This window comes from Nonomuraea rhodomycinica, from assembly GCF_013363995.1.
GTDB classification, from domain to species: Bacteria; Actinomycetota; Actinomycetes; order Streptosporangiales; family Streptosporangiaceae; genus Nonomuraea; species Nonomuraea rhodomycinica.
This window is the reverse complement of the sequence record NZ_JABWGO010000002.1, coordinates 210,719-234,883: the sequence shown is the minus strand read 5'-3', so window position 1 is coordinate 234,883 and position 24,165 is coordinate 210,719. Positions and strand designations below refer to the sequence as shown.

Annotated in this window: 19 protein-coding genes; 5 read left to right on the top strand and 14 right to left on the bottom strand. The window is 71.6% G+C overall.

The features are described 5' to 3' along the window. Positions 1-44: 44 nt before the first annotated feature. The 6 genes from HT134_RS12200 to HT134_RS12175 form a co-directional block, all read right to left on the bottom strand. A complete protein-coding gene (locus HT134_RS12200; protein WP_175600476.1) occupies positions 45-1,319 on the bottom strand; it encodes a thymidine phosphorylase in 1,275 nt (424 codons plus the stop codon). Then, on the bottom strand, positions 1,319-1,726 hold the full coding sequence (locus tag HT134_RS12195; RefSeq protein ID WP_175600475.1) for a cytidine deaminase: 408 nt from the start codon (positions 1,724-1,726) through the stop codon (positions 1,319-1,321). Before HT134_RS12195 ends, HT134_RS12200 begins: the two co-directional genes overlap by 1 nt. Next, positions 1,726-3,033 (bottom strand): ABC transporter permease, encoded by a 1,308-nt coding sequence (locus tag HT134_RS12190; protein ID WP_175600474.1) that lies wholly within the window; start codon positions 3,031-3,033, stop codon positions 1,726-1,728. Before HT134_RS12190 ends, HT134_RS12195 begins: the two co-directional genes overlap by 1 nt. Continuing rightward, positions 3,030-4,169, bottom strand: a complete 1,140-nt coding sequence (locus HT134_RS12185) for an ABC transporter permease (RefSeq protein WP_175600473.1) — start codon at positions 4,167-4,169, stop codon at positions 3,030-3,032. Before HT134_RS12185 ends, HT134_RS12190 begins: the two co-directional genes overlap by 4 nt. Then, a complete protein-coding gene (locus tag HT134_RS12180; RefSeq protein ID WP_175600472.1) occupies positions 4,169-5,794 on the bottom strand; it encodes an ABC transporter ATP-binding protein in 1,626 nt (541 codons plus the stop codon). Before HT134_RS12180 ends, HT134_RS12185 begins: the two co-directional genes overlap by 1 nt. Before the next feature lie 139 nt (positions 5,795-5,933). Beyond that, entirely contained in the window at positions 5,934-7,007 is a 1,074-nt protein-coding gene (locus HT134_RS12175; protein WP_175600471.1) for a BMP family lipoprotein, read from the bottom strand. Positions 7,008-7,296: 289 nt separating this feature from the next. Between HT134_RS12175 and HT134_RS12170 the strand changes: the two genes are divergently transcribed. Next, a complete protein-coding gene (locus HT134_RS12170; RefSeq protein WP_175600470.1) occupies positions 7,297-9,216 on the top strand; it encodes a Xaa-Pro dipeptidyl-peptidase in 1,920 nt (639 codons plus the stop codon). A gap of 44 nt (positions 9,217-9,260) precedes the next feature. Here HT134_RS12170 and HT134_RS12165 read toward each other — a convergent pair whose 3' ends face one another. Next, positions 9,261-10,490 (bottom strand): M20 family metallopeptidase, encoded by a 1,230-nt coding sequence (locus HT134_RS12165; RefSeq protein ID WP_175587733.1) that lies wholly within the window; start codon positions 10,488-10,490, stop codon positions 9,261-9,263. A gap of 515 nt (positions 10,491-11,005) precedes the next feature. Between HT134_RS12165 and HT134_RS12160 the strand changes: the two genes are divergently transcribed. Continuing rightward, on the top strand, positions 11,006-12,412 hold the full coding sequence (locus HT134_RS12160; protein WP_175600469.1) for a peptide ligase PGM1-related protein: 1,407 nt from the start codon (positions 11,006-11,008) through the stop codon (positions 12,410-12,412). On the opposite strand, the gene HT134_RS48055 is transcribed toward HT134_RS12160, so the two are convergent. Continuing rightward, a complete protein-coding gene (locus tag HT134_RS48055) occupies positions 12,324-12,530 on the bottom strand; it encodes an SCO4848 family membrane protein (protein WP_376768092.1) in 207 nt (68 codons plus the stop codon). The two genes, HT134_RS12160 and HT134_RS48055, sit on opposite strands and share 89 nt — an antisense overlap. Positions 12,531-12,659: 129 nt before the next feature. Here HT134_RS48055 and HT134_RS12155 point away from each other — a divergent pair, with 129 nt between their 5' ends. Next, on the top strand, positions 12,660-13,832 hold the full coding sequence (locus HT134_RS12155) for a D-alanyl-D-alanine carboxypeptidase family protein (RefSeq protein WP_175600468.1): 1,173 nt from the start codon (positions 12,660-12,662) through the stop codon (positions 13,830-13,832). Here the strand turns inward: HT134_RS12155 and HT134_RS12150 are convergent. After that, complete coding sequence (locus tag HT134_RS12150; protein WP_175600467.1) at positions 13,821-14,768, bottom strand: YihY/virulence factor BrkB family protein; 948 nt, start codon at positions 14,766-14,768, stop codon at positions 13,821-13,823. The genes HT134_RS12155 and HT134_RS12150 overlap by 12 nt on opposite strands. 221 nt (positions 14,769-14,989) lie before the next feature. Next, positions 14,990-16,270 (bottom strand): amidohydrolase family protein, encoded by a 1,281-nt coding sequence (locus HT134_RS12145; protein ID WP_175600466.1) that lies wholly within the window; start codon positions 16,268-16,270, stop codon positions 14,990-14,992. A gap of 60 nt (positions 16,271-16,330) precedes the next feature. On the opposite strand from HT134_RS12145, the gene HT134_RS12140 reads away from it, so the two are divergent. Beyond that, positions 16,331-16,837: a MarR family winged helix-turn-helix transcriptional regulator gene (locus tag HT134_RS12140; RefSeq protein ID WP_175600465.1), complete on the top strand. Its 507-nt coding sequence runs from the start codon at positions 16,331-16,333 to the stop codon at positions 16,835-16,837. 205 nt (positions 16,838-17,042) lie between these two features. Here the strand turns inward: HT134_RS12140 and trpS are convergent, their stop codons facing one another. Both trpS and HT134_RS12130 read right to left on the bottom strand, forming a co-directional pair. Further along, positions 17,043-18,047, bottom strand: coding sequence for a tryptophan--tRNA ligase (gene trpS / locus HT134_RS12135; RefSeq protein WP_175600464.1), 1,005 nt, complete (start codon positions 18,045-18,047; stop codon positions 17,043-17,045). A gap of 14 nt (positions 18,048-18,061) precedes the next feature. Continuing rightward, positions 18,062-19,375, bottom strand: coding sequence for a hemolysin family protein (locus HT134_RS12130; RefSeq protein ID WP_175600463.1), 1,314 nt, complete (start codon positions 19,373-19,375; stop codon positions 18,062-18,064). Between the two features lie 89 nt (positions 19,376-19,464). On the opposite strand from HT134_RS12130, the gene galE reads away from it, so the two are divergent. Beyond that, positions 19,465-20,412 (top strand): UDP-glucose 4-epimerase GalE, encoded by a 948-nt coding sequence (gene galE / locus HT134_RS12125; RefSeq protein ID WP_175600462.1) that lies wholly within the window; start codon positions 19,465-19,467, stop codon positions 20,410-20,412. Positions 20,413-20,760: 348 nt separating this feature from the next. Here galE and HT134_RS12120 read toward each other — a convergent pair whose 3' ends face one another. Both HT134_RS12120 and HT134_RS12115 read right to left on the bottom strand, forming a co-directional pair. Next, positions 20,761-21,735, bottom strand: a complete 975-nt coding sequence (locus HT134_RS12120; protein ID WP_175600461.1) for a malate dehydrogenase — start codon at positions 21,733-21,735, stop codon at positions 20,761-20,763. Between the two features lie 54 nt (positions 21,736-21,789). Further along, positions 21,790-24,153: a serine/threonine-protein kinase gene (locus HT134_RS12115; protein WP_175600460.1), complete on the bottom strand. Its 2,364-nt coding sequence runs from the start codon at positions 24,151-24,153 to the stop codon at positions 21,790-21,792. Positions 24,154-24,165: the final 12 nt, after the last annotated feature.

The following is a 24,165-nucleotide window of genomic DNA, read 5'->3' as shown; positions in this document are numbered from 1 at the left end:
CCCGTGCGAGAGGTCCCGCACGGGCTCGTGAGCGTCTCGGAGCGCTACGCCGTGATGCGGTCGATGACCAGCGGCAGGTGCTCCCCCGCCGCCGGGCCGACCGCGTAGCCGCCCTCCAGGGCCTCCAGGGCCCGCTCGAAGCGGGCGCTCTCGTCCGCGTGCAGGGTCATGAGCGGCTGCCCCTCACGGACCACGTCACCCGGCTTGGCGTGCAGCGTGACGCCGGCGCCGGCCGACACCGGGTCCTCCTTGCGGGCCCGGCCCGCCCCGAGCCGCCAGGCGGCCAGGCCGACCGCGTACGCGTCGAGGCCGGTCAGCACGCCCGACGCGGGGGCCGCGACGGTCATGGTCTCGGCCGCCCGGGGCAGCGGCGCGTCGGGGTCGCCGCCCTGGGCGGCGATCATGCGGCGCCAGTGGTCCATCGCCGAGCCGTCCTTGAGCGCCTGCTCGGGGTCCTTGCCGGCGATCCCGGCGGCCTCCAGCATCTCCCGCGCCAGCCGTACGGTGAGCTCCACCACGTCGGACGGCCCGCCGCCGGCGAGCACCTCGACCGACTCCTCGACCTCCAGGGCGTTGCCGACGGCCAGCCCGAGCGGCCGGTCCATGGCCGTGAGCAGCGCCACCGTGCGCACGCCCGCGTCGGTGCCGAGCGCGACCATCGTCTCGGCCAGCTCGCGGGCCTGCTCCACGGTCTTCATGAACGCCCCGGAGCCGACCTTGACGTCGAGCACCAGCGAGCCCGTGCCCTCGGCGATCTTCTTCGACATGATGGACGAGGCGATGAGCGGGATCGACTCGACCGTGCCGGTGACGTCGCGCAGCGCGTACAGCTTCTTGTCGGCGGGCGCCAGGCCGGAGCCGGCCGCGCACACCACCGCGCCCGCCGAGCGCAGGACGTCCAGCATCTCGTCGTTGGACAGCGAGGCCCGCCAGCCGGGGATCGACTCCAGCTTGTCGAGCGTGCCGCCGGTGTGGCCGAGGCCGCGGCCCGAGAGCTGCGGCACGTACGCGCCGCACGCGGCCACGAGCGGGGCCAGCGGCAGCGTGATCTTGTCGCCGACGCCGCCGGTCGAGTGCTTGTCGGCGGTCGGCCGGTCGAGGCCGGACCAGTCCATGCGCTCGCCCGAGCGGATCATGGCCTGGGTCCAGGCCGCGATCTCCCCGCGGTTCATGCCGTTGAGCAGGATCGCCATGGCCAGGGCCGACATCTGCTCGTCGGCGACCTCGCCGCGGGTGTAGGCGTCGATCACCCAGTCGATCCGGTCGGTGGTCAGCTCGTGGCCGTCGCGCTTGGCGACGATGACCTCGATGGCGTCCATCAGGAGCTCCGGGAAAGGTCGTCGGGGCCGAAGGCGTAGGGCAGGATCACGGCCATCGGCTTCGGCCCGTCCACGGTCTCCACCAGCAGGTCCTCGCCGCCGAACTCGAACAGCAACTGCCGGCAGCGCCCGCACGGCATCAGCAGCTCGCCGTGGCCGTCCACGCAGGTGAAGGCCACCAGCCGGCCGCCGCCCGTGGCGTGCAGCGCCGACACCAGGCCGCACTCGGCGCACAGGCCGAGCCCGTAGGAGGCGTTCTCCACGTTGCAGCCCGTCACGACGCGGCCGTCCTCGACCAGCGCGGCGGCCCCGACGGGGAACTTCGAGTACGGCGCGTACGCCCGGTGCATGGCCTCCGTGGCGGCGGCCCGCAGCCCGTCCCAGTCGACGCTCGTGTCGGTGCCCATCAGTGTTGCTCCCCTCGGCGGTAGCGCACACCGTCGGCCTTGGGCATCCGCAGCCGCTGCGAGGCGACCAGGAGCACGAGCAGCGTGAGCACGTATGGTGTGACGCGGACGAGCTCGTCCGACAGCTTGTCGACCGTCAACCAGAGCCACAGGAGCGCGATCGCGCCCAGTACGGCGCCGGCCAGCAGCGTGTAGTCCTTGGGTGTCCGGGTGACGGCCACCTCGGCCTGGACCGGCGCGAGCATGGCCTTGATCCGCACGCCGACGTAGATCAGCAGCAGGATGGCGCCGAACAGCAGGATCGACGTGACCGCCCCACCGCCCCCGCTGCTGCGCAGCTGGAGGCCGTCGGCGAAGCCGAACAGCGCGGCGCCGGACGCGAGGCCGCCAGGCCGCCAGTTGCCGAAGATCATGGCGGCCAGGCCGATGAAGCCGCGGCCCTGGGTCTGGCCCTCGACGTACTTGGTGGTGATGAAGACCAGGAACACGCCGCCGAGCCCGGCGAAGGCGCCGGAGATGACGACCGCGGCGTACTTGATGCGGTAGACGTTGACGCCCAGCGACTCGGCGGCCCACGGGTTCTCGCCCGCCGAGCGCAGCCGCAGGCCGAACGCCGTGCGCCAGAGCACGAAGAACGTCAGCGGCATCAGCAGGACGGCCAGGATGACCAGCACGTTCACATTGTGCGTCAGCCCGCGCAGGATCCCCGCCACGTCCGACACGAGGAACCAGTGGGTGCGCTCCAGGCTGCCCAGCCAGTCGGGGCCGGACGACAGCAGCGGCAGGCTGGGAGTGGGCGCCTCCCACTTCAGCGGCGGCGAGGTGGTGATGCCGGCGCCCGCCGCGGCGGCCGGGGTGCCCTCCTTGTAGAGGACCTCCGACAGGAAGCGGGTGATGCCGGGGCCGAGCAGGTTGATGGCGACGCCGCTGATGATGTGGTCGACGCCGAAGGTCACGGTCGCGACCGCGTGGATGAGCCCGCCGAGCGCGCCCGCGAGCAGGCCGGCGACGACCGCCGCCCACGGCCCCCACTGGAAGCCGGCCCAGCCGGCGAACCAGGTGCCGAGCACCATCATGCCTTCGAGGCCGATGTTGACCACGCCGGCCCGCTCGGCCCACAGGCCGCCGAGACCGGCCAGGCCGATCGGCACCGCCAGCATCAGCGCGGCGGAGAACGTCCCCGAGGAGGTGATGTCGTTCTGCCCGGAGATGATCCGGACGAGCGACATGAGCAGGAGGAGCACGGCGACGCCGATGAGCACCAGGTGGTACTTGCGGATCCGGGTCGAGCCCGCGACGGTCGTCATGCTGCCACCTCAACCGGAGTGTGCCTGCCGAGCTGCCGTGCGGCCCGGCGTTCCTCGCGCCGCAGCGCCATCCTGCTGGTGATCTCGTTGGCGACGACCACGAGGAGCACGATCGCGCCCTGCATGATCGCGATGACCGAGGGCGGCACGTTGGCGAACTGCAGCGGCCCCTGCGCCCGGTCGAGGAAGCCGAACAGCAGCGCGGCCACCGCGATGCCCGCCGGCCGGTTGCGGCCGAGCAGGGCGACGGCGATGCCCAGGAAGCCCAGACCGGGCGTGAAGTTCGAGCCGAAGTTGTGCTTGTCACCGAGGATCTCCGGCAGCCCGATCAGCCCCGCGATCGCACCCGACAGCACCATCGCGGCGATCACCATCTTCTTCGGCTTGACGCCCGCGGCCAGCGCGGCCATCGGGTTGAGGCCGCTCGCCTTGACCTCGAAGCCGAACTTGGTCCGCTCCAGCAGCACCCAGACGGCCACGCCGAGCAGGACCGCGACGGCGAGGAAGCCCCACAGGCCGCCACCGCGCGGCGCGGGCAGCCCGAACATCTCGAACAGGCCGTTGAGGTTGGGGAACCAGGCCGACTCGGGCAGCGTGGGCGTGCTCGTGGTGAGCTGTCCCTTGGCGCGCTCGCCGGTGAACGGGCCGCGCACGAGGAACGCCGCCAGCTGGATGGCGATGTAGTTGAGCATGATGGTCGAGATGACCTCGTTCACGCCCCGGGTGACCTTCATCACGGCCGGGATCAGCGCGTACAGGCCGCCGACGGCCGCCGCGACCACGATGATCAGCAGGATCTGGATCGGGGCGGGCAGCGAGAACTGGGCGCCGACGAACGCGGCGCAGAGGGCCGCGATCCGGTACTGCCCCTCGACGCCGATGTTGAAGAGGTTCATCCGGAAGCCGACGGCCACGGCCAGGCCGGCGATGAACAGCGGGACCGAGCGGTTGATCATGCTGGTGATGCCGTTCACCACCGCGCGCTCGCTCTCGCCGAAGTTGAACAGCGCCGCGAACGCCGCCTCCGGGCTGGCGCCCGCCACGCTGATGGCGACGCTGGAGATGGCCACCGCCAGCACGATCGCGACGGCGGCGCCCGCCACGGTGAGCAGCGCCCGGTAGAGACCCGCGGGCATCACGCCTCCTCTTCGGCAGGCTCGGCGGTGGAGCCGCTGATCGCGCCGGTCATGTAGCCGCCCAGCCGTTCGGGGGTCACGTCGGACGGGTCGAGCCGGGCGACGAGCCGTCCCCGGTAGATCACGTGCAGGGTGTCGGACAGGCCGATCAGCTCGTCCAGGTCGGCCGAGATGAGCAGCACCGCCAGCCCGGCGGCGCGGGCGGCGCGCAGGTGGTCCCAGATGGCGGCCTGGGCGCCCACGTCGACGCCTCGCGTGGGGTGGGCGGCGATGAGGAACACCGGCTCGCCGCTCATCTCCCGGCCGACGATGAGCTTCTGCTGGTTGCCGCCCGACAGGGCCAGGGCGAGGGTGTCGACGCCCGGGGTGCGGACGTCGTACTCGTCGATGATGCGCCGGGTGTCGGCCTTGGCGGCGCGCCGGTCGATCCAGACGCCGCGGCGGGACGGCTTGCGGGTCTGGTGGCCGAGGACGCGGTTCTCCCACAGCGACGCCTCCAGCAGGAGCCCCTGCCGGTGGCGGTCCTCGGGGATGTAGCCGATGCCGGCCTCGCGCCGCTTCAGCGTGCTCCAGGAGCTGATGTCGGCACCGGCGAGTTCCACGGTGCCGTGCGCGGGCCGCATGCCCATGATCGCCTCGATGAGCTCGGACTGGCCGTTGCCCTCGACGCCGGCGATGCCGAGGATCTCGCCCCGGTGGATGTCGAACGACACGTCGTCGAGCAGCAGCCGCCGTCCCTCGGCCCGCAGGCCCGCCGTGTACTCGGCGACCGGGGTGCCCTTGGGCAGCGGCCGGAAGCCGTCGGCCTCCATGGTCAGACCCGACACGCTCAGGGCCACCGTGTCGGTCACCGTGGACTCGCGGGTCTCGGGCGTGGGCAGCTCGCTGCCGACCATCAGTTCGGCCAGTTGCCGGGCGGTGACCTCGCGCGGGTCGACGCTGGCGACCGTGGTGCCGCGCCGGATCACGGTGATCGCGTCGGCGATGCTGAGCACCTCGTCCAGCTTGTGCGAGATGAAGATGACGGTCAGGCCGCCCGCCTTGAGCTCGCGCAGGTTCTCGAAGAGCTCGTCCACCTCCTGCGGCACGAGGACCGCGGTGGGCTCGTCGAGGATGAGGATGCGGGCGCCCCGGTAGAGGACCTTGAGGATCTCCACGCGCTGCCGGTCGCCGACGCCGAGGTCCTCGACCAGCCGGTCGGGGTCCACGTGCAGGCCGTGGTTGGACGACAGCTCCTCGATGCGGGCGCGCGCCCGGGCGGTGTCGAGGGCGCCGGCCTTCTTCGGCTCGGCGCCGAGGACGACGTTCTCCAGCACGGTGAAGTTGTCGGCCAGCATGAAGTGCTGGTGCACCATGCCGATGCCCGCCGCGATCGCGTCGCTGGGGGTGCGGAACGACACCTCCGTGCCGTTGATCTTGATGGTGCCCTCGTCCGGCTTCTGCATGCCGTAGAGGATCTTCATCAGGGTCGACTTGCCCGCGCCGTTCTCCCCCACGATCGCATGCACCGTGCCGGGATCGACGGTGATGCGGATGTCGTGGTTGGCGACGACGCCGGGAAATCGCTTGGTGATGCCCTCCAGCTCGACGGCGGGTCGCGCCGTGGCGGGGGCGTCGGCGTTCATTGGTCGCTCACCGTTCCTCATTCGCTCCGCTCCGGATCGCTGGTCCGCTCCCGCGCCTCCGGGCGGGGTGGAGCGGGCGCAATAGACCGAAGGCCCGGGGTACGGACTCCGGGCCCTCGGTCGTTGTCCCTGTCACCCGTTACGGCTTGGCCGGAACGGTGATCTTGCCGTCGACGATGTCCTTCTTGGCGGCGTCGAGCTTGTCCTTGATGTCGTCGATCTCGCCACCGGTGGTGGCCAGGCCCACGCCGTCGACCTTGAGGTCGTAGACGGTGTTGCTGCCGCCCTTGGCGCCACCCTGGAACGCCTTGATGAACTCGAACACGCCGACGTCCACGCGCTTGAGCATCGAGGTCATGATGACCGGCTGGAGGTCGGCCTCCTTGATGGTCTGGCGCTGGTCGGAGTCGACGCCGATGGCCAGCTTCTTGGCCGCGGCGGCCGCCTGGAACACGCCGAGGCCGGAGTCGCCGGCGGCGTGGTAGACGATGTCGGCGCCGTCCTGGTACATCTTCTCGGCCGCGACCTTGCCCTTGTCGGGGGCCTTGAAGCCGCTGAAGTCGCCGTCGGGCGTGAGGTACTTGACGTCGATCTTGGCGTCCTTCTTGACCGACTTCACGCCGGCCACGAAGCCCGCCTCGAACTTCTTGATCAGGTCGTTCTCGACGCCGCCGACGAAGCCGACGTGGCCGCTCTTGGCCTTCAGCGCCGCGGCGACGCCCGCCAGGTAGGAGCCCTGCTCCTCGGCGAACTGCAGACCCGTCACGTTCGGGGCGTTGGAGGCGGAGTCGACCACCGCGAACTGGATGTCGGGGTACTCCTCGGCGGTCTTCTTGATGTCCTCGCCGTAGGCGAAGCCGACCCCGATGATCGGGTTGTAGCCGGCGTCCGCGAGCTGGCGCAGCAGCTCACCGCGGTTGGAGCCGTCGGAGGCCGGGCTCAGGTCCTTGATGTCCGCGCCGAGTTCGGCCTTCGCCTTCTCCAGGCCCGCGTACGCGGCGTCGTTGAAGGACTTGTCGCCGCGCCCGCCGACGTCGAACGCGAGACCCACCTTGAGCGCGCCCGCCTTGGGCGCGTCGCTGCTGGCGCCCGCGCTGGGCTGGGCGCTGGCCGAGCTGTCCCCGCCGCTGTTGCCGCCGCAGGCCGCCGCCGCCATGAGCATGGCGCCGGCCACCGTGCCGACCGCCATCCTGCCGAATCGCTTGCCGAGCAAGTCGACTCCCTTCCAATTACCCGCCGTCAGACTTCATCGCAGGCGCGAAGAAAAGTACGGCAACTCAAACGGAAGATAGTTGCTCGGTCAGGAGGGTCCAAACCGGCACCCGGGTCCGCAACCGCTCCGTTATCGACATCTCTCGCGTCCGTGACCTGATCTGCGAAGACAGGGACGCCGAAGGAGGTCTCGGCAATCTTTGCCGGACTTTGACCAGGGAGGGGCCCTTGCCCTCACTCCGATCATGGCAGAGATTCGATCAAAGGTGGAATGGTCGTCTGGAGAGCTGATGCGCCCTCGCAAGGTCCTCGCCGTGCCTCTGTCCGTGCTGCTCGCGCTCCCGCTCGCGCTCGCGTGGGGCCCGCCGGCCACCGCCGCCGGCGCCGGCGCGCCGGCGGCGGTGGACGCCCCGCAGCCGCTGGTGACGGGCGGCGCCACGCAGCCGGTCTTCTCCCGGGCCGAGGCGATCAAGCAGACCGTGTACGTCGAGGTGGCGGGCACCGACAGCGACGGCGACGGCGCGCCGGACCGCGTCGCCGTGGACGTCCTGCGCCCCAAGGAGACCGACCAGGGGCTCAAGGTCCCCGTCATCATGGAGTCGAGCCCGTACTACGCGGGCGGCAACGACGTGGCCAACCACGTCGTGGACGTCGACGCCGACGGCAACCCCCTGCCCACGCTGCGCGCCCGCGGCGCGGACAAGCTGCTCGCCGAGCCGTTCGACGGCTACTACGACAACTACTTCCTGCCCCGCGGCTACGCGATCGCGCTGGTGGAGAACCTCGGCAGCGGGCGCGCCACCGGCTGCCCGACCACCGGCGACCGCAACGAGACCGCCGGGCCCAAGGCCGCGATCGACTGGCTGAACGGCCGGGCCAGGGGCTTCACCGCCGACGGCGAGCCCGTCGCCGCCTCCTGGGCCACCGGCAAGGTCGGCATGATCGGCGTCTCGTACAACGGCACGCTGGCCAACGCGGTGGCCTCCACCGGCGTCGAGGGCCTGGAGACGATCGTGCCGATCGCGGCGATCTCCTCCTGGTACGACTACTACCGCTCGGGCGGCGGCGTGGTCGCGCCGGGCGGCTTCCAGGGCGAGGACGCGGACGTGCTCGCGAAGTACGTGCTGACCAGGGCCGACGGGCAGCGCGTGTGCGGACCGCTCGTCGAGCGCATCACGGCCGAGCAGGACCGGGTCAGCGGCGACTACAGCCGCTTCTGGGACGCCCGCAACTACCTGCGCGACGTGGACAAGGTGCGGGCCAGCGTCTTCCTGGTCCACGGGCTCAACGACTGGAACGTCAAGACGGGGCAGTTCGCCCAGTGGTGGCGGGCCCTGGCCAGGCGGGACGTGCCGCGCCGGATCTGGCTGCACCAGGGCACGCACATGAACCCCTTCAGCCTGCGCACCGCCGAATGGCTGCGCCAGCTCCACGGCTGGTTCGACCACTGGCTGTACGGCCTGGACAACGGGGTCATGCGCGAGCCGCAGGCCGACGTGGAGACCGCGCCGGGCAGTTGGCAGCGCTACCGGTCGTGGCCCGTGCCCGGCACGACGCCGGTGCGGCTGCACCTCGGCACCGGGGGCCGGCTGGGGCTCGCGCCCGCCGCCGGGAGGGGCAGGGAGGCGTTCACGGACCAGAAGTCCCGCACGGCCGAGCAGCTCGCCGAGTCGGCGCCCGCTCCCGACCCGAACCGCCTGGCCTACCTCACCTCGCCGCTCCCGGCCGACGTGCGGGTCTCCGGCACGCCGTCCGTGGAGGTCACGGCGTCGCTGTCGGGCGGCCCGTCGCCGTACCTGACGGCGCTGCTGGTGGACTACGGCACGGACGTGCGGCCCACCGGGACGCTGGTGCCGACCGGCGAGACGCTCTGCTACGGGCAGGGGGTGCCCGGCGACACGGGCTGCACGACCCTGCGGACGCTCGGCACCGCGACCACCCCGTACATGATCGTCTCGCGGGGCTGGCTGGACACCCGCAACCGGCACCGCCCCGACGTGACCGAGCCGCTGAAGCCCGGCCGGGAGTACGCCTTCCGGTGGGATCTCCAGGCGACCGACCACGTCTTCAAGAAGGGGCACCGGCTGGGGCTGGTGATCCTGTCCACGGACCGCGACTTCACGCTCCGCTACCCCGAGGGGACCAGGATCACGCTCGCCCCGTCGCGCTCGGCCTTCACGCTGCCGGCCTCGATCCTGCCCCTCCTGTGAGCCGTCCGGCGGGCGGCCCCGGCGCGCGGCGCCGGGGCCCGGGGTCAGGCCAGCGAGGTGATGGGGTCGGTGACGGTCACCGGGCGGGACTCCCACAGGGCCGTCAGCGCGGTGGCGGCCATGAGCCGCACGCCCATGCCGATCGCCGACTCGTCGACGTCGAAGGTGCCCTGGTGGATGTCGTAGGTCTCGCCGCCCACGGTGCGGGTGCCGAGACGGGCGAACGCGCCGGGGACCGACTCCAGGTACCAGGCGAAGTCCTCGCCGCCGAGCGACTGCTGGGTGGGGGCCACGGAGCCGGGGCCGAGGGCCCGCTGGGCGGCCTCGGCGAGCATCTCGACGCTCATCTCGTCGTTGACGACCGGCGGGACGCCGCGGACGTACTCCATCTGCGCCTCGATGCCGTACGCGCCGGCGACGGAGTCGAGCAGGGCCTTGATGAGGTCGGGGGCGGCGTGCCAGGCGTTCTCGTCGAGGCAGCGCACGGTGCCCTCGGCGACGCCGTCGTCGGGGATGGCGTTGGCGGCCGACCCGGCCTCGACCTTGCCCCAGACGAGGCTGAGCGAGCTGCGCGGGTCGACGCGGCGCGACAGGGCGGCGGGCAGCTCGGTGAGCACCTTGGCCAGCGCGAAGACGAGGTCGGCGGTCAGGTGGGGGCGGGCGGTGTGGCCGCCGGGCCCGGAGACGCGCACGACGAGCTTGTCGCAGGCGGAGGTGATGGGGCCGGGCTTGAGGCCCACGTGGCCGACGTCGAGGCGGGGGTCGCAGTGCAGGCCGAAGATGCGGTCGACGCCGGTGATGCCGCCGTGGGCCATGACCTCCAGCGCGCCGCCCGGAAGCTCCTCGGCGGGCTGGAAGATCAGCCGCACGCGGCCGGGCAGCAGCCCCGCGGCGGCCTGCTGGGCGAGGAAGAGCGAGGTGCCGAGCAGGATCGTGGTGTGCACGTCGTGACCGCACGCGTGGCAGGAGCCCGGGACGGTCGAGCGGTAGGACACGTCCTTCTCGTCCTGCAGGCCGAGGGCGTCGATGTCGGCGCGGAGCGCGACGGTGGGGCCGTCGCCGCTGCCGACGTCGCAGATCAGGCCGGTGCCGCGCGGGAGCACGGACGGGATGAGGCCGGCGGCGGTGAGCCGGTCGGCGATGCGCTGCGTCGTGCGGTACTCGGCGAAGGCCAGCTCGGGGTGCCGGTGGAGGTCGCGCCGGAACTCCACCAGGTCGTGCTCGTGCTCGCCCAGGAACGCGTCGAGTTCTCCCCGCAGCTCACGTCCCCGCATCAGTCACCGTCCCGTCCCATGCCGTGGGACGTCTACTGCCCCATGCCCACGGCTCATATCGTCAAATGTCGTTACAGTCCCGTCTGGTCTCACGAAGGCCGCTGTCCGGTCAGGGCAGCGACCCGGCGGATCGAAAGCCGGCCCCCCGAGGCTGTGCCAGGGGTCGTCGGCAACGGGCGCGGCCGGAGGACTCCGTGTGGAGGGCAACCGCGACAGCCCGGGAGCACGGTGGGTGACCGTGAGCCCGATGGCGATGCTTCGACTTTATCGCTCCCGGGCACCGCCCCGCGGACAACTACCCCAAAAATTAGCCGACGGCATGCCCGTAACCCGGTGGCGTCACCGTTTGTGAGGGGGCAAGTGACCTTGAAATAGTCACAACGGATCATTAGATGGTGACCCGTTGACACCAGTTTCAAACATGCTGCCCGATTCCGAATCCTGTCACCTTCTGTCATGGTCATGACACTGCGGCGACGGCTGCTTTCGCGAAAAATGCGTGCTTCACTCGCAATATGATCACTAAAATCCCGTTCGGGGAGAAGTATGCACGGTTGAGCATCTTCGAGCCGAGCGAGGGGACCCTGGTGGTCGTGCCCTCGCTCTCCCTCCCGCAGGACGAGCTGCGCCGCATCACGGCCGCGAGGTGCTACGAGGAGCGCCTGCTCTTCCTCCTCCTCAGCCTCCGCGAGCCCGGGGTCAAGGTGGTCTACCTCTCCTCCATGCCCATCGACCAGGAGATCGTCGACTACTACCTCGGCTTCCTGCCGGACCCCGAGGACGCCGCCAAGCGGCTCACGCTCATCAGCCTCGACGACCCCCGCACCCAGCCGCTCACCCGGAACCTGCTCGCCCGGCCCGAGATGATCGAGCAGGTCCGCGCGGCCATCGACGGCGAGGACGCCTGGATGGTCCCGTTCGTCCTGAGCGAGCTGGAGGAGGAGCTCGCCTCGTCACTCGGCGTGCCCCTCTACGGACCGGCCACCTCGCTGGCCTACTACGGCTCCAAGAGCGGCGCGCGCGAGGTCGGCCACGAGGCCGGCGTGCCCATGGCGCGCGGCTTCGGCGACCTGCGCACCCAGGCGGAGATCCAGGACGCCATCGACGCGCTGCCGGGCGAGCGCGTCATCGTCAAGCTGAACGACGGCTACTCCGGCCTCGGCAACGCCATCGTCAGCAAGTCGGGAGACTCCCGCTTCAGCTTCTCGGCCGACGGCGAGACCTGGGACACCTTCTCGGCGAAGATCCTCGACCGGGGCGCGGTGGTCGAGGAGTTCATCGAGCACCGGCCGCTGTACTACCCGAGCGCGCTGGCCCGGATCACCCCGGGCGGCCACCACGACGTCGTGGCGACGCACGACCAGGTGCTCGGCGGCCCGAACAACGACGTCTACCAGGGCTGCACGTTCCCCGCCGCCCCGGAGTACCGGGCCGAGGTCGGCGCGTCGGCCGCCCGGATCGCCGCCATCCTGGCCGAGCGGGGCGTGGTCGGGCTGTTCGGCATGGACTTCTTCGCGCTCAAGGCCGACGCCGGCTACGCCGCGCTGCTGTGCGAGATCAACCTGCGCATCGGCGGCACGACCCACCCGTTCGGCGCCGCGGTCCTGACCACCGGGGCCACGTACGACCCGGACACCGGGCTGCTCATGGCCGACGGCCGGCCCAAGTACTACACCGCCACCGACAACTGCTCGTCGTCCTGCCTGCGCGGGCGCTCCCCCGGCGAGGTCACCCGGCTGGCCGAGCGGCTCGGCCTCGGCTTCGACCACGCGGCCCGCAAGGGGAACGTCTTCCACCTGCTGGGCGCGATCCCCGAGCACGGGAAGCTGGGCTTCACCTCGATCGGCGACTCGCGTGAGGAGGCCGACGAGCTTCATCGCCTGACCCGTCTCGCCCTCTGCGGAGCGCCTTCCAGCCGATGACGCCGACGACGGCACCGAGCACGAGGTTGACGGCGATCAGAATGCCGTGCACCACGTAGAACGCGGTCGGATGCCCGTCGGCCAGGTTAAACCCCAGATTCACCCACTCGAAGATCATGAAAATCCCGAGAAGAATGAGGAATCCGGCGATCTTTCGCGACATACCCACCCCTCTAGTATCGAGGTAGGACCCCCCGGGGAATGTGTCGCCACATGTGCAAGAACACGAAGCTACTCTGAGATCGCCATGTGGACGAAACTGGTGCCTGCCACGGCACTCCTCGCCGCGGTCACGCTCACCGGGACCGCCCACGCCTCACCGACGTCACCCGTCGGCGCCTCACCGGCGACGCCCGGCCTGACCACACAGACCTCGCCGGCGGTCCCGGAGCCCGTGGGGGGCGAACGGCTGGTCCGCCACGGCATGGTGGCGCCCGACGGCGTCAAGGAGCCACCCAAGACCAAGGCGACGTCGTACGTGATCGCCGACGCCGACACCGGCGAGGTGCTCGCGGCGAAGAACCCGCACGGCAGGTACCTCCCGGCCAGCACCCTCAAGATCCTCACCGCCGTGACGCTCATCCCGCTGCTGGACAAGAACAGGACGGTCCGGCCCAGCAGCGTGGCCGTCAACCAGGAGGGCAGCGCCGTCGGCCTGACCACCAAGCCGATCTACAAGGTGGACGACCTGTTCAAGGCGCTGCTGATGTCGTCCGGCAACGACGCGGCGATGGCGCTGGCCGAGACCAACGGCGGGCTGCAGAAGACGCTGCGCGACATGAACGCCGAGGCCAGGCACCTGCAGGCCAACGACACGGTGGCCAGGACGCCGAGCGGCCTCGACCAGCCGGGCCAGAGCAGCTCGGCCTACGACCTCGCGCTCATCGCCCGCGCCGGCCTGGCCAACCCCGAGTTCCGGCGGTACGTGAGCACGAAGGTCGCCAAGTTCCCCGCGCCGAAGAACTACTACGAGATCAGCAACCACAACAAGCTGCTGTGGCGCTACAAGGGCATGATCGGCGTCAAGAACGGCTGGACGTCCAAGGCGCTCGGCAGCTTCGTCGGCGCGGCCACCCGCGGCGGCCACACGATCATCGTGGTGATCATGCGGCACGAGGGCTACTTCTGGGAGGAGGTCGCCGGGCTGCTCGACTGGGGGTTCGCCAACCGGGGGAAGGTGACGCCCGTCGGGCGGCTGGTCGACCCGCTGCCCGCGGCCGTGCCGGTGCGCGAGCGGCAGGCGGCGCCCGCCCCGGCCGCCTCCGCGGGCGCGCGGCCCGCCACGTCGCTGCTCGGCGCGGCCGCCGCGGCGCAGAGCGACTCCAGCCGCCGCACCGGCCTGCTGGTGATCGGCGGCGGGCTGCTGTTCGGGCTGTGCTGGCTCGGCTTCGGCCTGTGGCGCAGGCGCTCACGCCTGTGACGGCAGGCCCGCCGAGGAGCCGTTCGACGGGATCGGCGACGGCGCGGGCGGCGGGCCGAGCCCGGCCGTGGCCGTCCACGCGGCGACGTACAGGATGAGCCTGGTGGAGAAGTTGATCCACAGCAGCAGGCCCACCATGACGGCGAACGCCCCGTACAGCGGGTTGTTGAGCGTGTGGCTCAGCAGCAGCCCGGCCGCCTGCTTGAGCAGCCCGAGGCCGACGGCGCCGAGCAGCGCGCCCTTGGCGATCACGCGGAACGGCTGGGTGGGCTTGGCCACCCAGCCGAGCACGATGACGAACAGCAGCCAGTCGGCGACCAGGCTGGCCCCGAGGCCGGCCAGGAACAGCCCGGCGTTGTTCAGCGCCGTGTCGTCCAGGCCGAGGAAGCGCACCACCCACGTCGTGGCCTGGGTGGCGAACCCCGTGACCAGGACGGAGGCCAGCAGCGCCGCGCCCAGCAGGACGAGCGTGACGAGGTCGCGCAGCTTGCCGCGGAAGTAGTCCAGCGGCGGCGACGTGGTCATCGACATCTCGCGCAGCGCCCCGCGCAGCGCGTCCACCGCGCCGAGCCCCGCGTAGAGCAGGCCCAGCAGACCGATGATCCCGGCGGTCGCCTTGGCCGTGGCGATGCCCTGGAGATCGATCTGGTGGGCGATGCCGGGAAGCTGCTCCTCGATGGCCTTGCTCAGCGCCTTCATGGCGGCCTCGTCGTTGGTCAGGACGTAGCCGAAGACGGCGAAGCCGAGCGCCACGAGCGGGAAGAACGACAGGAACGCGAAGTAGGTGACCGCGCCGGCCAGCCGGTCGCCCGACTGCAGCTGGTAGCGCTGCACGGTCTTGATCCAATGGTCGATGAACGGCCTGCGGACCCGCCAGTGGTCCCTGAGACGGCGCCCGCGCGCCTTCACCGCCTCGATCCGCTCGGACAGGCCCATCGTTCTCGCGCCACCTTTCGCCTCGGCCAGTGGCCCCTGCCCTGCGCCGGCCGGTCAAGTCTCCCATCAGGCGATGATTTCCGCCGCTCAGAGACGTTTTCCGCCGCTCAGAAGGCGTGGCTCAGGCAGGCGCGGCGACAGCCCCGGCGCGGCGGGTCGGGCGTCCCGGCGCGGCGGTTCGGGCGTCCCGGCGCGGCGGTTCGGCGTTCCGGCGCGGCGGCTCAGGACAGCGCGGCGGTGACCCGGCGGGCGGCGGCGGCCACCGCGTCGAGCGCCGCCGGCACGTCCTGTCCCACGAGCCGCCCTCCGCGCTTGACCACGCGCCCGCCGACCAGCACGGTGTCCACGGCACTCGTGTCGGCGTTGAGCACGATCGCGGTGATCGGGTCGTAGGAGGCCGCCAGGCCGAGGCAGTCCGTGCGGAGCAGCACGAGGTCGGCCTGCTTGCCCGGCCGCAGCGACCCCGTCACGTCGCCGAGCCCGGCCACCCGGGCGCCGTCGATCGTCGCCATGCGCAGCACGTCACGGGTGGTGAAGCCGAGCCCGGCGCCGTCCGGACGGCCCCGCTCCAGCGTGTACGCGGTCCGCATGAGGCTGAACATGTCACCGGGGCCGCACGTCACGGTGTCGGCGCTGAGCGAGACGGGCATGCCCGCGGCCTGCGCCCGCCCGGTCACGGGGTAGCCGATGCCCAGCGTCATCTCGTCGATGGGCGAGACCGACACGCCGCCCCCCGCTCCGGCGATGACCTTGAGCTGCTCGTCGGAGTAGTGGTTGGCGTGGATGAACGTCGTGCCCGGCGTGAGGAACCCGCGCGACTCCAGGAAGGCGAGACCCTGGGCGGCGCTGTCCGGGCTGTGGCCGCCGAGATGGGCGGTGACGGGCAGGCCCAGCTCGCGGGCCGTCTCCAGCTCCGCCAGCGCGTGCTCCTCGGGCACGATCTCCGGCCCGAGCGCGGCGAGGACCATGCTCACCAGGCCGGGCGAGGAGAAGTGGGCGTCGTGGACCCGCCGGGTCTCCGCGGCCAGCTCGGAGGGCTGCCCGCCGTGGCAGTAGCCGAGCACCGCGCGGATGCCCGAGGCGCGCAGCGCCTCCACGGTGGCGTCGGTGTGCTCGGGCGTGAACTGGATGTGCGACCAGTCGAGCAGCGTGGTGACGCCCGCGTCGAGGCACTCCAGGGCGCCGGCGAGGTTGCCGGCGTGGACGTCCTCCGGCCGGAAGGCGGGGGCGAGCCGGCCGAGGACGCGCTCCAGGTAGCCGGCGAACGTGGCGTCGCCCATGGTCGCCCGGATGGCGGCCTGCCAGGTGTGGCGGTGGGTGTCGACGAAGCCGGGCATGACGATGCGGCCGGACCCGTCGATGACGTCGGTCCCGTCCGCGACGGCCAGCCCGGGGCCGACCTCCGCGATCCGGCCGTCCTCGATCCGCACGTCGGCCCGGCCGACGACCACCGGCTCCGGCTCGGTGTCGACGACGATCGCGTTCTTGATCAGAGTTTGCATGCCGGAAAGCTTAGTGAATAGCTTTTTAGAAAGCAATCTGCCGGCAAGTATCCTCGGTGCATGACGAACGACGAGGTGGACGGGCTCGTCCCGCGCTGGCGCGACTCCGGCATGTCGTCGGACCTCATCGCCGGGCTGGAGCTCAGCAAGCGGACGTCCCGCCTCGACATGCTCTTCCAGGAGGCCGTCAAGGCCGAACTGGCCGGGCTGGGCCTCACCTACGCGGAGTTCGACATCCTCGCCGCGCTGGCCCGCGCGGAGCCCGAGCACGCCATGAAGCCGAGCGAGCTGGCCAAGTCGCTCTTCCTCACCTCCGGCGGCACCAGCAACGTGCTCCAGCGCCTGACGGCCGCCGGCTACGTCGAGCGCGCCGCCGACCCCGGCGACGCCCGCAGCAGATGGGTGCGGCTGACCCCCGAAGGGCTGAAGGTGGCCGAGACCGCGCTGACGCTCGCGGGCAAGGCGAACCGCGAGGTGATGGCGGGCGTCCCCGAGGAGACCGTGCGGCGGGCCGCGGACGCCCTGCGCGAGATCCTCGTGGCGCTCGGCCGCCGCAGGATCCGCTGACGGGCACGCGCCCGCACCGCGAGCGACCCGCCGGACACGGGCACGGCCACCGGCGCGCCGGGGCCGTCGGACGCGCAATGGCGATCGGCCCGGCCAGAGCGTGCCGGGCGCGCGCTGGTCGTCGGCCCGGCGGAGCGCGCCCGACGCGCGACGGCGCCCGGCTCGATCAGGAGCCGGGCGCCGTCGGTGTGCTCGGTGGCCGGGGTCAGCGGCTCGCCAGGAAGCCCACCTTGTCGCGGACCCGCTCCATCGTCTCCTCGGCGACCTCGCGCGCGCGCCGGCCGCCGATCGCCAGCAGGCGGTCGAGCTCCGCCTCGTCGGCGAGCAGCTTCTCGGTGCGCTCGCGGATCGGCGTGAACGTCTCGACCACGGCCTCGGCCACGTCCTTCTTGAACGTGCCGTAGCCCTGACCCTCGTAGCGGGCGACCAGCTCGGGGATGGGCGTGCCGGTCAGCGCCGACTGGATGCGCAGCAGGTTGGAGACGCCCGGCTTGTTCTCCTCGTCGAACAGCACCTCGGAGCCGGTGTCGGTGACCGCGCGCATGACCTTCTTGCGCAGCGGGCCGGGCTGGTCGAGCAGGTCGAGGATGCCCGCCGGACTGGAGGACGACTTGGACATCTTGGCCGTCGGGTCCTGGAGGTCGGTGATCTTCTCGACCTCCTTGGGGATGTACGGCGCGGGCAGCGTGAACAGCTCGCCGTAGCGGTGGTTGAAGCGCTGCGCCAGGTCGCGGGTGAGCTCCAGGTGCTGCTTCTGGTCGGCGCCCACCGGGACGCTGTCGGCCTGGTAGAGCAGGATGTCGGCGGCCTGGAGGATCGGGTAGGTGAACAGCCCGACGCTGGCGGCGCTCTCGCCGAACTTGGCGGCCTTGTCCTTGAACTGCGTCATCCGGCCGGCCTCGCCCATGCCGGTCAGGCAGATGAGGATCCAGGCCAGCTCGCTGTGCTGCCGCACGTGCGACTGCACGAAGACCGTGGAGCGCTCCGGGTCGAGCCCGGCGGCGAAGAGCTGCGCGGCGGCCACGCGGGTGCGGCGGCGCAGGTCGGCCGGGTCGGTCGGCACGGTGATGGCGTGCAGGTCGACCACGCAGTAGAAGGCGTCGTGGGTCTCCTGCATCGGGACCCACTGGCGGACCGCACCCAGGTAGTTGCCCAGGTGGAAGGAGTCCGCGGTGGGCTGGATGCCGGAAAGAACACGAGGTCTGGCCATGGCACACAATTGTGTCAGGAATCCGGGTCGGGCGGCGACTCGACGGCCGGACCGCGTTTCACTCTCACCCGGGCGATACGCCGCCCGTCCAGCTCGGTCACGGTGAGCTCGAAGCCGGGGATCTCCACGGTCTCGCCCACGTCGGGGACGTGGCCGAGCATCGCCATGACGAAGCCGCCGAGCGTCTCGTACGGCCCGTCGGGCAGCTTGATGCCGGTCTCGGCGGCGAAGTCGTTGAGGTTGGTCAGGCCGTCGATCTCGATCTCGCCGGCCGGCAGGACCACGGTGTCGTCCTCGATGTCGTACTCGTCCCTGATGTCGCCGATGAGCTCCTCGACCAGGTCCTCCAGCGTGACGATGCCGGCGGTGCCGCCGTACTCGTCGATCACGATGGCCAGGTGGTGGCCCTCGTCGCGCATCTCCGACAGCGTGGTCAGGATGCGCTTGGAGGCCGGCACGTACTTGACCGGCCTGATCGGCACGAGCTCGCTGATCGGCTCCACCCGGCCGGTCAGCACCGGGTCCAGCAGGTCGCGGACGTGGACGAAGCCGATGACCTCGTCGTACGACTCGCGGTAGACGGGGAAGCGCGAGTGGGGCATGCCGGCGGCCAGCACGGCGGCCTCGGCCAGCGGCGTGTCGACCTCCATGAACTCCACCTCGGTCCGGGGCAGCATCACCTCGCGCACCTGGCGCTTGCCCGCGGCGAACACCTCGGCGATGAGGTGGCGCTCGTCGGCGGTCAGGTCGGTGTGGCCGACGACCATGTCGCGCAGCTCCTCGGTGGTGACCTCCTCCCGGTCCGCCTTCGGGTTGCCGCCGAGCAGCTTCACCACGCCGTCCGTGGACTTCGACAGGGCCCAGATGACCGGCCGCGACAGGGTGGCGATCGAGTCGAGGAAGGGCGCGACGAACAGCGACAGGCCCTCGGCCCGCTGCAGGGCCAGGCGCTTGGGCGCCAGCTCGCCGAGCACCAGCGACACGTACGAGATGGCCAGCGTGACGAGCACCAGCGCCAGCACCGGGGCGACGGCGGCCGGCACGCCCCAGCCCTTCAGGACCGGCACGAGCTGCATGCCGAGCCGGTCGGCGCCGAACGCGGCCGAGAGCATGGTGGCCACGGTCACGCCGATCTGCACGGCCGACAGGAAGCGGTTGGGGTCGCGGGCCAGCTTGGCCACCCGCTCGCCCCGGCGGCCCCGGTCGGCGAGCTTGCGCACCTGGCTCTCGCGCAGGCTGACCATCGCCATCTCCGCGGCCGCGAAGAAGCCGCCCACGAGAATGAAGACCAGGACGAGGGCGATGTTCGCGACGACGGTGTCAAACATGGTGGTTGGCAGCGTACTCAACGCCTTTGGGGCGTATGCTGAACGGCAAGCCGTACATAATCAAACATATTCGCACAGGAGTAGACATCATGAGGCTTCTGGTCACAGGAGGCGCGGGGTACGTCGGAAGCGTCGTGGCGGCCCAGCTCGTCGAGGCCGGGCACGAGGTGACGGTGCTGGACGACCTGTCGACGGGCCACGCGGACGCGGTGCCGGAAGGCGCCCGGTTCGTCGAGGGCTCGATCACCGAGGCGGGCGACGCGCTGACCGGCGTGGAGGCGGTGCTGCACTTCGCGGCCAGGTCGCTCGTGGGCGAGTCGGTGGAGAAGCCCGCGTTGTACTGGTCGCACAACCTCGGCGGCACGCTCGCGCTTCTGGAGGCCATGCACGAGCGGGGCGTGCGGCGCATCGTGTTCTCCTCGACGGCCGCCACGTACGGCGAGCCGGAGGGCTCCCCCATCCTGGAGAGCGACCCCACCCGCCCGACCAACCCGTACGGGGCCTCCAAGCTGGCCGTGGACACCGCGCTCACCGCCTACGCGGGCCTGCGCGGGCTCGGCGCGGTGAGCCTGCGCTACTTCAACGTGGCCGGCGCCTACGGCCGCTTCCGCGAGCGGCACACGGTCGAGACCCACCTCATCCCGAACGTGCTCAAGGTCGCCACCGGCGAGCGCGAGTCGGTGAGCGTGTTCGGCACCGACTACCCGACGCCCGACGGCACCTGCGTGCGCGACTACATCCACGTGAGCGACCTGGCCCGCGCCCACCTGCTGGCGCTCGACGCCGTCGCCGAAGGAGAGCACAAGATCTACAACCTGGGCAGCGGCACCGGGTTCTCCGTGCAGGAGGTGATCTCGGTCTGCCGCGAGGTCACCGGCCACGACATCCCCGCGGTCGTCGGGCCGCGCCGGGCCGGCGACCCGGCCGTGCTCGTGGCGTCGTCGGAGAAGATCCAGCGCGAGCTGGGCTGGAAGGCCGAGCGGGCGTCCATCCGCGACATCGTCTCCGACGCCTGGGACGCGCTTTCCGGCGAATGAGGCATGACGCGGCGCGATATGTGCTGTGATATCGAAATGTGAGGAGCTTTTCACCATGGGTCACGAAGCTGCTCTTGGGCGCCGCCGTGGTGCTCGGCAGCGTCGCGGCCGCCGCCGGAGTCGTGTTCGCCACGGCCTCATCAGCTCCCTCTGCCCCCTCGGGGTCACCCTGCCCCGGATCGGGCGAGGCGAACACCTCCACGCCCACCGCCTCGGCCGCCCAGCCGTAGGCCGTGAGCCGTCGGGCCCCGGGTGCGCTCACAGCCGGGTCCGCGCAAAACGAAGCGCGCGCCCCGCGGACGGGACGCGCGCCTGGGCGAGACCGGAAAGGGCCTCGGCTGACAGCTCTCAGATGAGGCCGAGGGACTTGACCGCCTCGCGCTCGTCGGCGAGCTCGGCCACGCTGGCGTCGATGCGCTCGCGCGAGAACGCGTCGATCTCCAGGCCCTGGATGATCTCAAACCGGCCGCCGGTCGCGCGGACCGGGAAGGACGAGATGAGGCCCTCGGGCACGCCGTAGGAGCCGTCGGAGACGACCGCGGCCGAGGTCCACTCGGTGCCGTTGACCCAGTCGTGGACGTGGTCGATCGCGGCGTTGGCGGCCGAGGCGGCGCTGGACGCGCCCCGGGCCTCGATGATCGCGGCGCCGCGCTTGGCCACGGTCGGGATGAAGGTCTCGCGCAGCCACTCGGAGTCGACCTGCTCGGCCGCGACCTTGCCGCCCACCTCGGCGTGGAACAGGTCGGGGTACTGCGTGGCCGAGTGGTTGCCCCAGATCGTCATGTTCCTGATCTCGGTGACCGGCACCTGGAGCTTGGCGGCGAGCTGGGAGAGCGCGCGGTTGTGGTCGAGGCGGGTCATCGCGGTGAACCGCTCGGCCGGCACGTCGGGGGCGTGCTGCTGCGCGATCAGCGCGTTGGTGTTGGCCGGGTTGCCGACCACGAGGACCTTGATGTCGTCGGCGGCGTGGTCGTTGATCGCCTTGCCCTGCGGGCCGAAGATGCCGCCGTTGGCGCCGAGCAGGTCGCCGCGCTCCATGCCGGCCTTGCGCGGCATGGCGCCGACCAGCAGGGCGACGTTGGCGCCGTCGAACGCCACGTTCGGGTCGTCGGTGATCTCGATGCCGGACAGCAGCGGGAACGCGCAGTCGTCGAGCTCCATCGCAGTGCCCTCGGCCGCCTTCACCGCCTGCGGGACCTCCAGCAGACTCAGCCTGACCGGCACGTCCGCGCCCAGCAGCTGGCCCGACGCGATGCGGAACAGCAGCGCGTAGCCGATCTGACCGGCGGCTCCGGTGACGGTGACCTTGACGGGCGTGGCCATGGCCTTCCCCTAACTCGCAGGACGAATCATTGACTTTGGGATGCTACCCGCTCGTCACCCGCAGGTTTCCATCGCGGGCGGCTTGAGCTCCAAGGTGAAGTCCACCTTGGCGAAATACCTGGTCAACAGCTCCTTCATGACACCCGTCCGGTAGAAGTCGGCGATGACCCCGCTGACCGCCTCACACGTGCGGGCGTCGCCGCCGCGGATGCCGACGGCGTAGCGCTCGTTGCTCAGCTTCGCACCGATGATCTTGTAGCGGAGGGGCTCACGCCCGGCGAACCCGGCGAGGATGAGGTCGTCGCCGGGCACCGCGTCGACGCGGCCGCTGCGCAGCAGGTCCATGCACTCGGCGTAGTTGCCGGCCCGGACCGGCTCCACGTCCACCAGCGCCTGCACCTTGCCGACCGAGGGGCTGTTGACCGCGCAGACCTTGCGGCCCTTCAGGTCCTCGATCTTCTCGATGCCCTTGCCGTCGGGCACCAGCACGTCCTGGTGGGCCAGGTAGTACGGGCCGGCGAACTCGACGCCGCTCTTGTCGATGGAGTACGTGGCGAGCACGAGGTCGACGGAGCCGTCGGCCAGCATGTCGTCGCGGTTGCCGACCCCGACCCGGACGAACGAGGTGTTCTTCGCCCCGAGCTCGGCGGCGATCCGCTTGCCCAGCTCGACGTCGAACCCCTCGAAGCCGCCGTCGCGCTGCAGGCCGATGCCGGGCAGGTCGCCCTTCACGCCGATGACCAGCTTGCCGGTGCTCGCGACCTTGTCGACGACGCTGGCGAAGGCGCTCGCCGACGGGGTCTTCCGGCCGTCCGCGTCCTGGCCGAGGAGGCGCCGCGGCCAGTCGTTGACCACGGCGACGGTGACGGCGGCCACGACGACGGCGAGCGCGGCGGTCAGGATGATCCACCACGCCTTGCGGCGGCGGGCCCGGCCGCCGAGCTGGGTGGGCGGCGTCGGCGGCACGCCGGTGTGCCCGGCGGCGGGCAGGTACTCGGCTCCCTGGAGCGCCGCGGGCTGCTGCTCGGCCGCCTGGAGCGCCGCGAGGGGCTGGTGCTCGGCCCCCTGGAACGCCGCGGGCTGCTGGTCGGCGGGCGCCTGCTGCCCGGCGGGCATGAGCAGTCCCGCCAGCGCCTGCCGGCCGTCCTGCGCGGGGCGGCCCGCGCGATGGTCGTGATCGGCGCGGTGCGCCTGGTCGGCGCGGTGGTCGTCAGGGCGGTGGTCGTGATCCGACCGGTGGTCGTGGTCGGCCGCTCCCGGCGGGCCCTCGGACGTCAGGGCGGAGGGGCGGATGAGCGAGGTCTCGGCATTGGGGTCGTCGGGGTCGTACGCGAACCCGCCGCCGGTGGGCGCGGAGCCTCCTCCCGTCTGGCCGGGCGCGCCGGTGTGCCCGGCCGTGCCCTGGCGCGTCCCGGGCGTGCCGGCGAGGACGCCGGACGTCCCCCCGCCGCGCGTGTGCGGGGCGCCGGGCGCGGGCTGCCCGCCGCCGGTGGTGGTGCGCGGCGCGCCGGGAGGGGCGAGGGTGGACGAGACCCGCAGGAACGGCGTGGTGTCGTCGCTGGCCACCTGGACGCCCCGGGTGAGCACCGCCGTGGAGGCCCCGGACGTCTCGGGCTGGCCGAGCAGCCGCAGCAGGATCTGGTCGGCCGAGGGCCGCTCCTCGGGCGACTTGGCCAGCGCCGAGCGCACCACGCCGCGCAGCGGCTCCGGCATCATGCTCACGTCGACCTCGTGGTTGAGGATCCGGTTGAGCACGACGGCGATCGAGTTGCCCTCGAAGGCGGCCTTGCCGGAGGCCGCGAAGGCGATGGTCGCGCCCCACGCGAACACGTCGGTGTAGGGGCCGACGTCGTCGCCGGCGATCTGCTCGGGCGCCATGTAGGCGGGCGTGCCGATGGCCCGGCTGGTGATGGTCCCGGTCGAGTCGATGATGCGGGCGATGCCGAAGTCCACCACGCGCGGCCCGTCGGCCGCGATGAGCACGTTGTCGGGCTTGAAGTCGCGGTGGATGATCGAGGCGTGGTGGATGGCGGTCAGCGCGGTCGCCGTGCCGATGGCCAGCCGGTCGAGGACCGTGCCACGCAGCGGCCCGTCGGTGTCGACGATGTCGCGCAGGGCGCGCCCGTCGATGTACTCGCTCGCGATGTACGGCGTGTCGCCGTCGAGGTCGGCCTCGATCACCCGGGCGGTGCAGAACGACGCCACCCGCTTGGCGGCCTTGAGCTCCCTGGCGAAGCGGGAGCGCGCGATCTGGTCGCCGCTGAACTTCACGTGCAGCAGTTTGATGGCGGCGCGCTCGCCCTGCTCGTCGACGCCCAGGTAGACGACGCCCTGACCGCCCTCCCCGATCCGTCCGGTGAGCCGGAACGACCCCACCTCGCCGGGGTCGCCGGTCACCAGCGGCGAGATCTGCGGCATTCGTCTTCCCCA

Excerpts from the sequence above, each read along its gene's own strand:
- HT134_RS12200 (WP_175600476.1), bottom strand. The coding sequence starts at position 1,319 with ATGGACGCCATCGAGGTCATCGTCGCCAAGCGCGACGGCCACGAGCTG.
- HT134_RS12195 (WP_175600475.1), bottom strand. The coding sequence starts at position 1,726 with ATGGGCACCGACACGAGCGTCGACTGGGACGGGCTGCGGGCCGCCGCC.
- HT134_RS12190 (WP_175600474.1), bottom strand. The coding sequence starts at position 3,033 with ATGACGACCGTCGCGGGCTCGACCCGGATCCGCAAGTACCACCTGGTG.
- HT134_RS12185 (WP_175600473.1), bottom strand. The coding sequence starts at position 4,169 with ATGCCCGCGGGTCTCTACCGGGCGCTGCTCACCGTGGCGGGCGCCGCC.
- HT134_RS12180 (WP_175600472.1), bottom strand. The coding sequence starts at position 5,794 with ATGAACGCCGACGCCCCCGCCACGGCGCGACCCGCCGTCGAGCTGGAG.
- HT134_RS12170 (WP_175600470.1), top strand. The coding sequence starts at position 7,297 with ATGCGCCCTCGCAAGGTCCTCGCCGTGCCTCTGTCCGTGCTGCTCGCG.
- HT134_RS12165 (WP_175587733.1), bottom strand. The coding sequence starts at position 10,490 with ATGCGGGGACGTGAGCTGCGGGGAGAACTCGACGCGTTCCTGGGCGAG.
- HT134_RS12160 (WP_175600469.1), top strand. The coding sequence starts at position 11,006 with ATGATCACTAAAATCCCGTTCGGGGAGAAGTATGCACGGTTGAGCATC.
- HT134_RS48055 (WP_376768092.1), bottom strand. The coding sequence starts at position 12,530 with ATGATCTTCGAGTGGGTGAATCTGGGGTTTAACCTGGCCGACGGGCAT.
- HT134_RS12155 (WP_175600468.1), top strand. The coding sequence starts at position 12,660 with ATGTGGACGAAACTGGTGCCTGCCACGGCACTCCTCGCCGCGGTCACG.
- HT134_RS12150 (WP_175600467.1), bottom strand. The coding sequence starts at position 14,768 with ATGGGCCTGTCCGAGCGGATCGAGGCGGTGAAGGCGCGCGGGCGCCGT.
- HT134_RS12145 (WP_175600466.1), bottom strand. The coding sequence starts at position 16,270 with ATGCAAACTCTGATCAAGAACGCGATCGTCGTCGACACCGAGCCGGAG.
- HT134_RS12140 (WP_175600465.1), top strand. The coding sequence starts at position 16,331 with ATGACGAACGACGAGGTGGACGGGCTCGTCCCGCGCTGGCGCGACTCC.
- trpS (WP_175600464.1), bottom strand. The coding sequence starts at position 18,047 with ATGGCCAGACCTCGTGTTCTTTCCGGCATCCAGCCCACCGCGGACTCC.
- HT134_RS12130 (WP_175600463.1), bottom strand. The coding sequence starts at position 19,375 with ATGTTTGACACCGTCGTCGCGAACATCGCCCTCGTCCTGGTCTTCATT.
- galE (WP_175600462.1), top strand. The coding sequence starts at position 19,465 with ATGAGGCTTCTGGTCACAGGAGGCGCGGGGTACGTCGGAAGCGTCGTG.
- HT134_RS12120 (WP_175600461.1), bottom strand. The coding sequence starts at position 21,735 with ATGGCCACGCCCGTCAAGGTCACCGTCACCGGAGCCGCCGGTCAGATC.
- HT134_RS12115 (WP_175600460.1), bottom strand. The coding sequence starts at position 24,153 with ATGCCGCAGATCTCGCCGCTGGTGACCGGCGACCCCGGCGAGGTGGGG.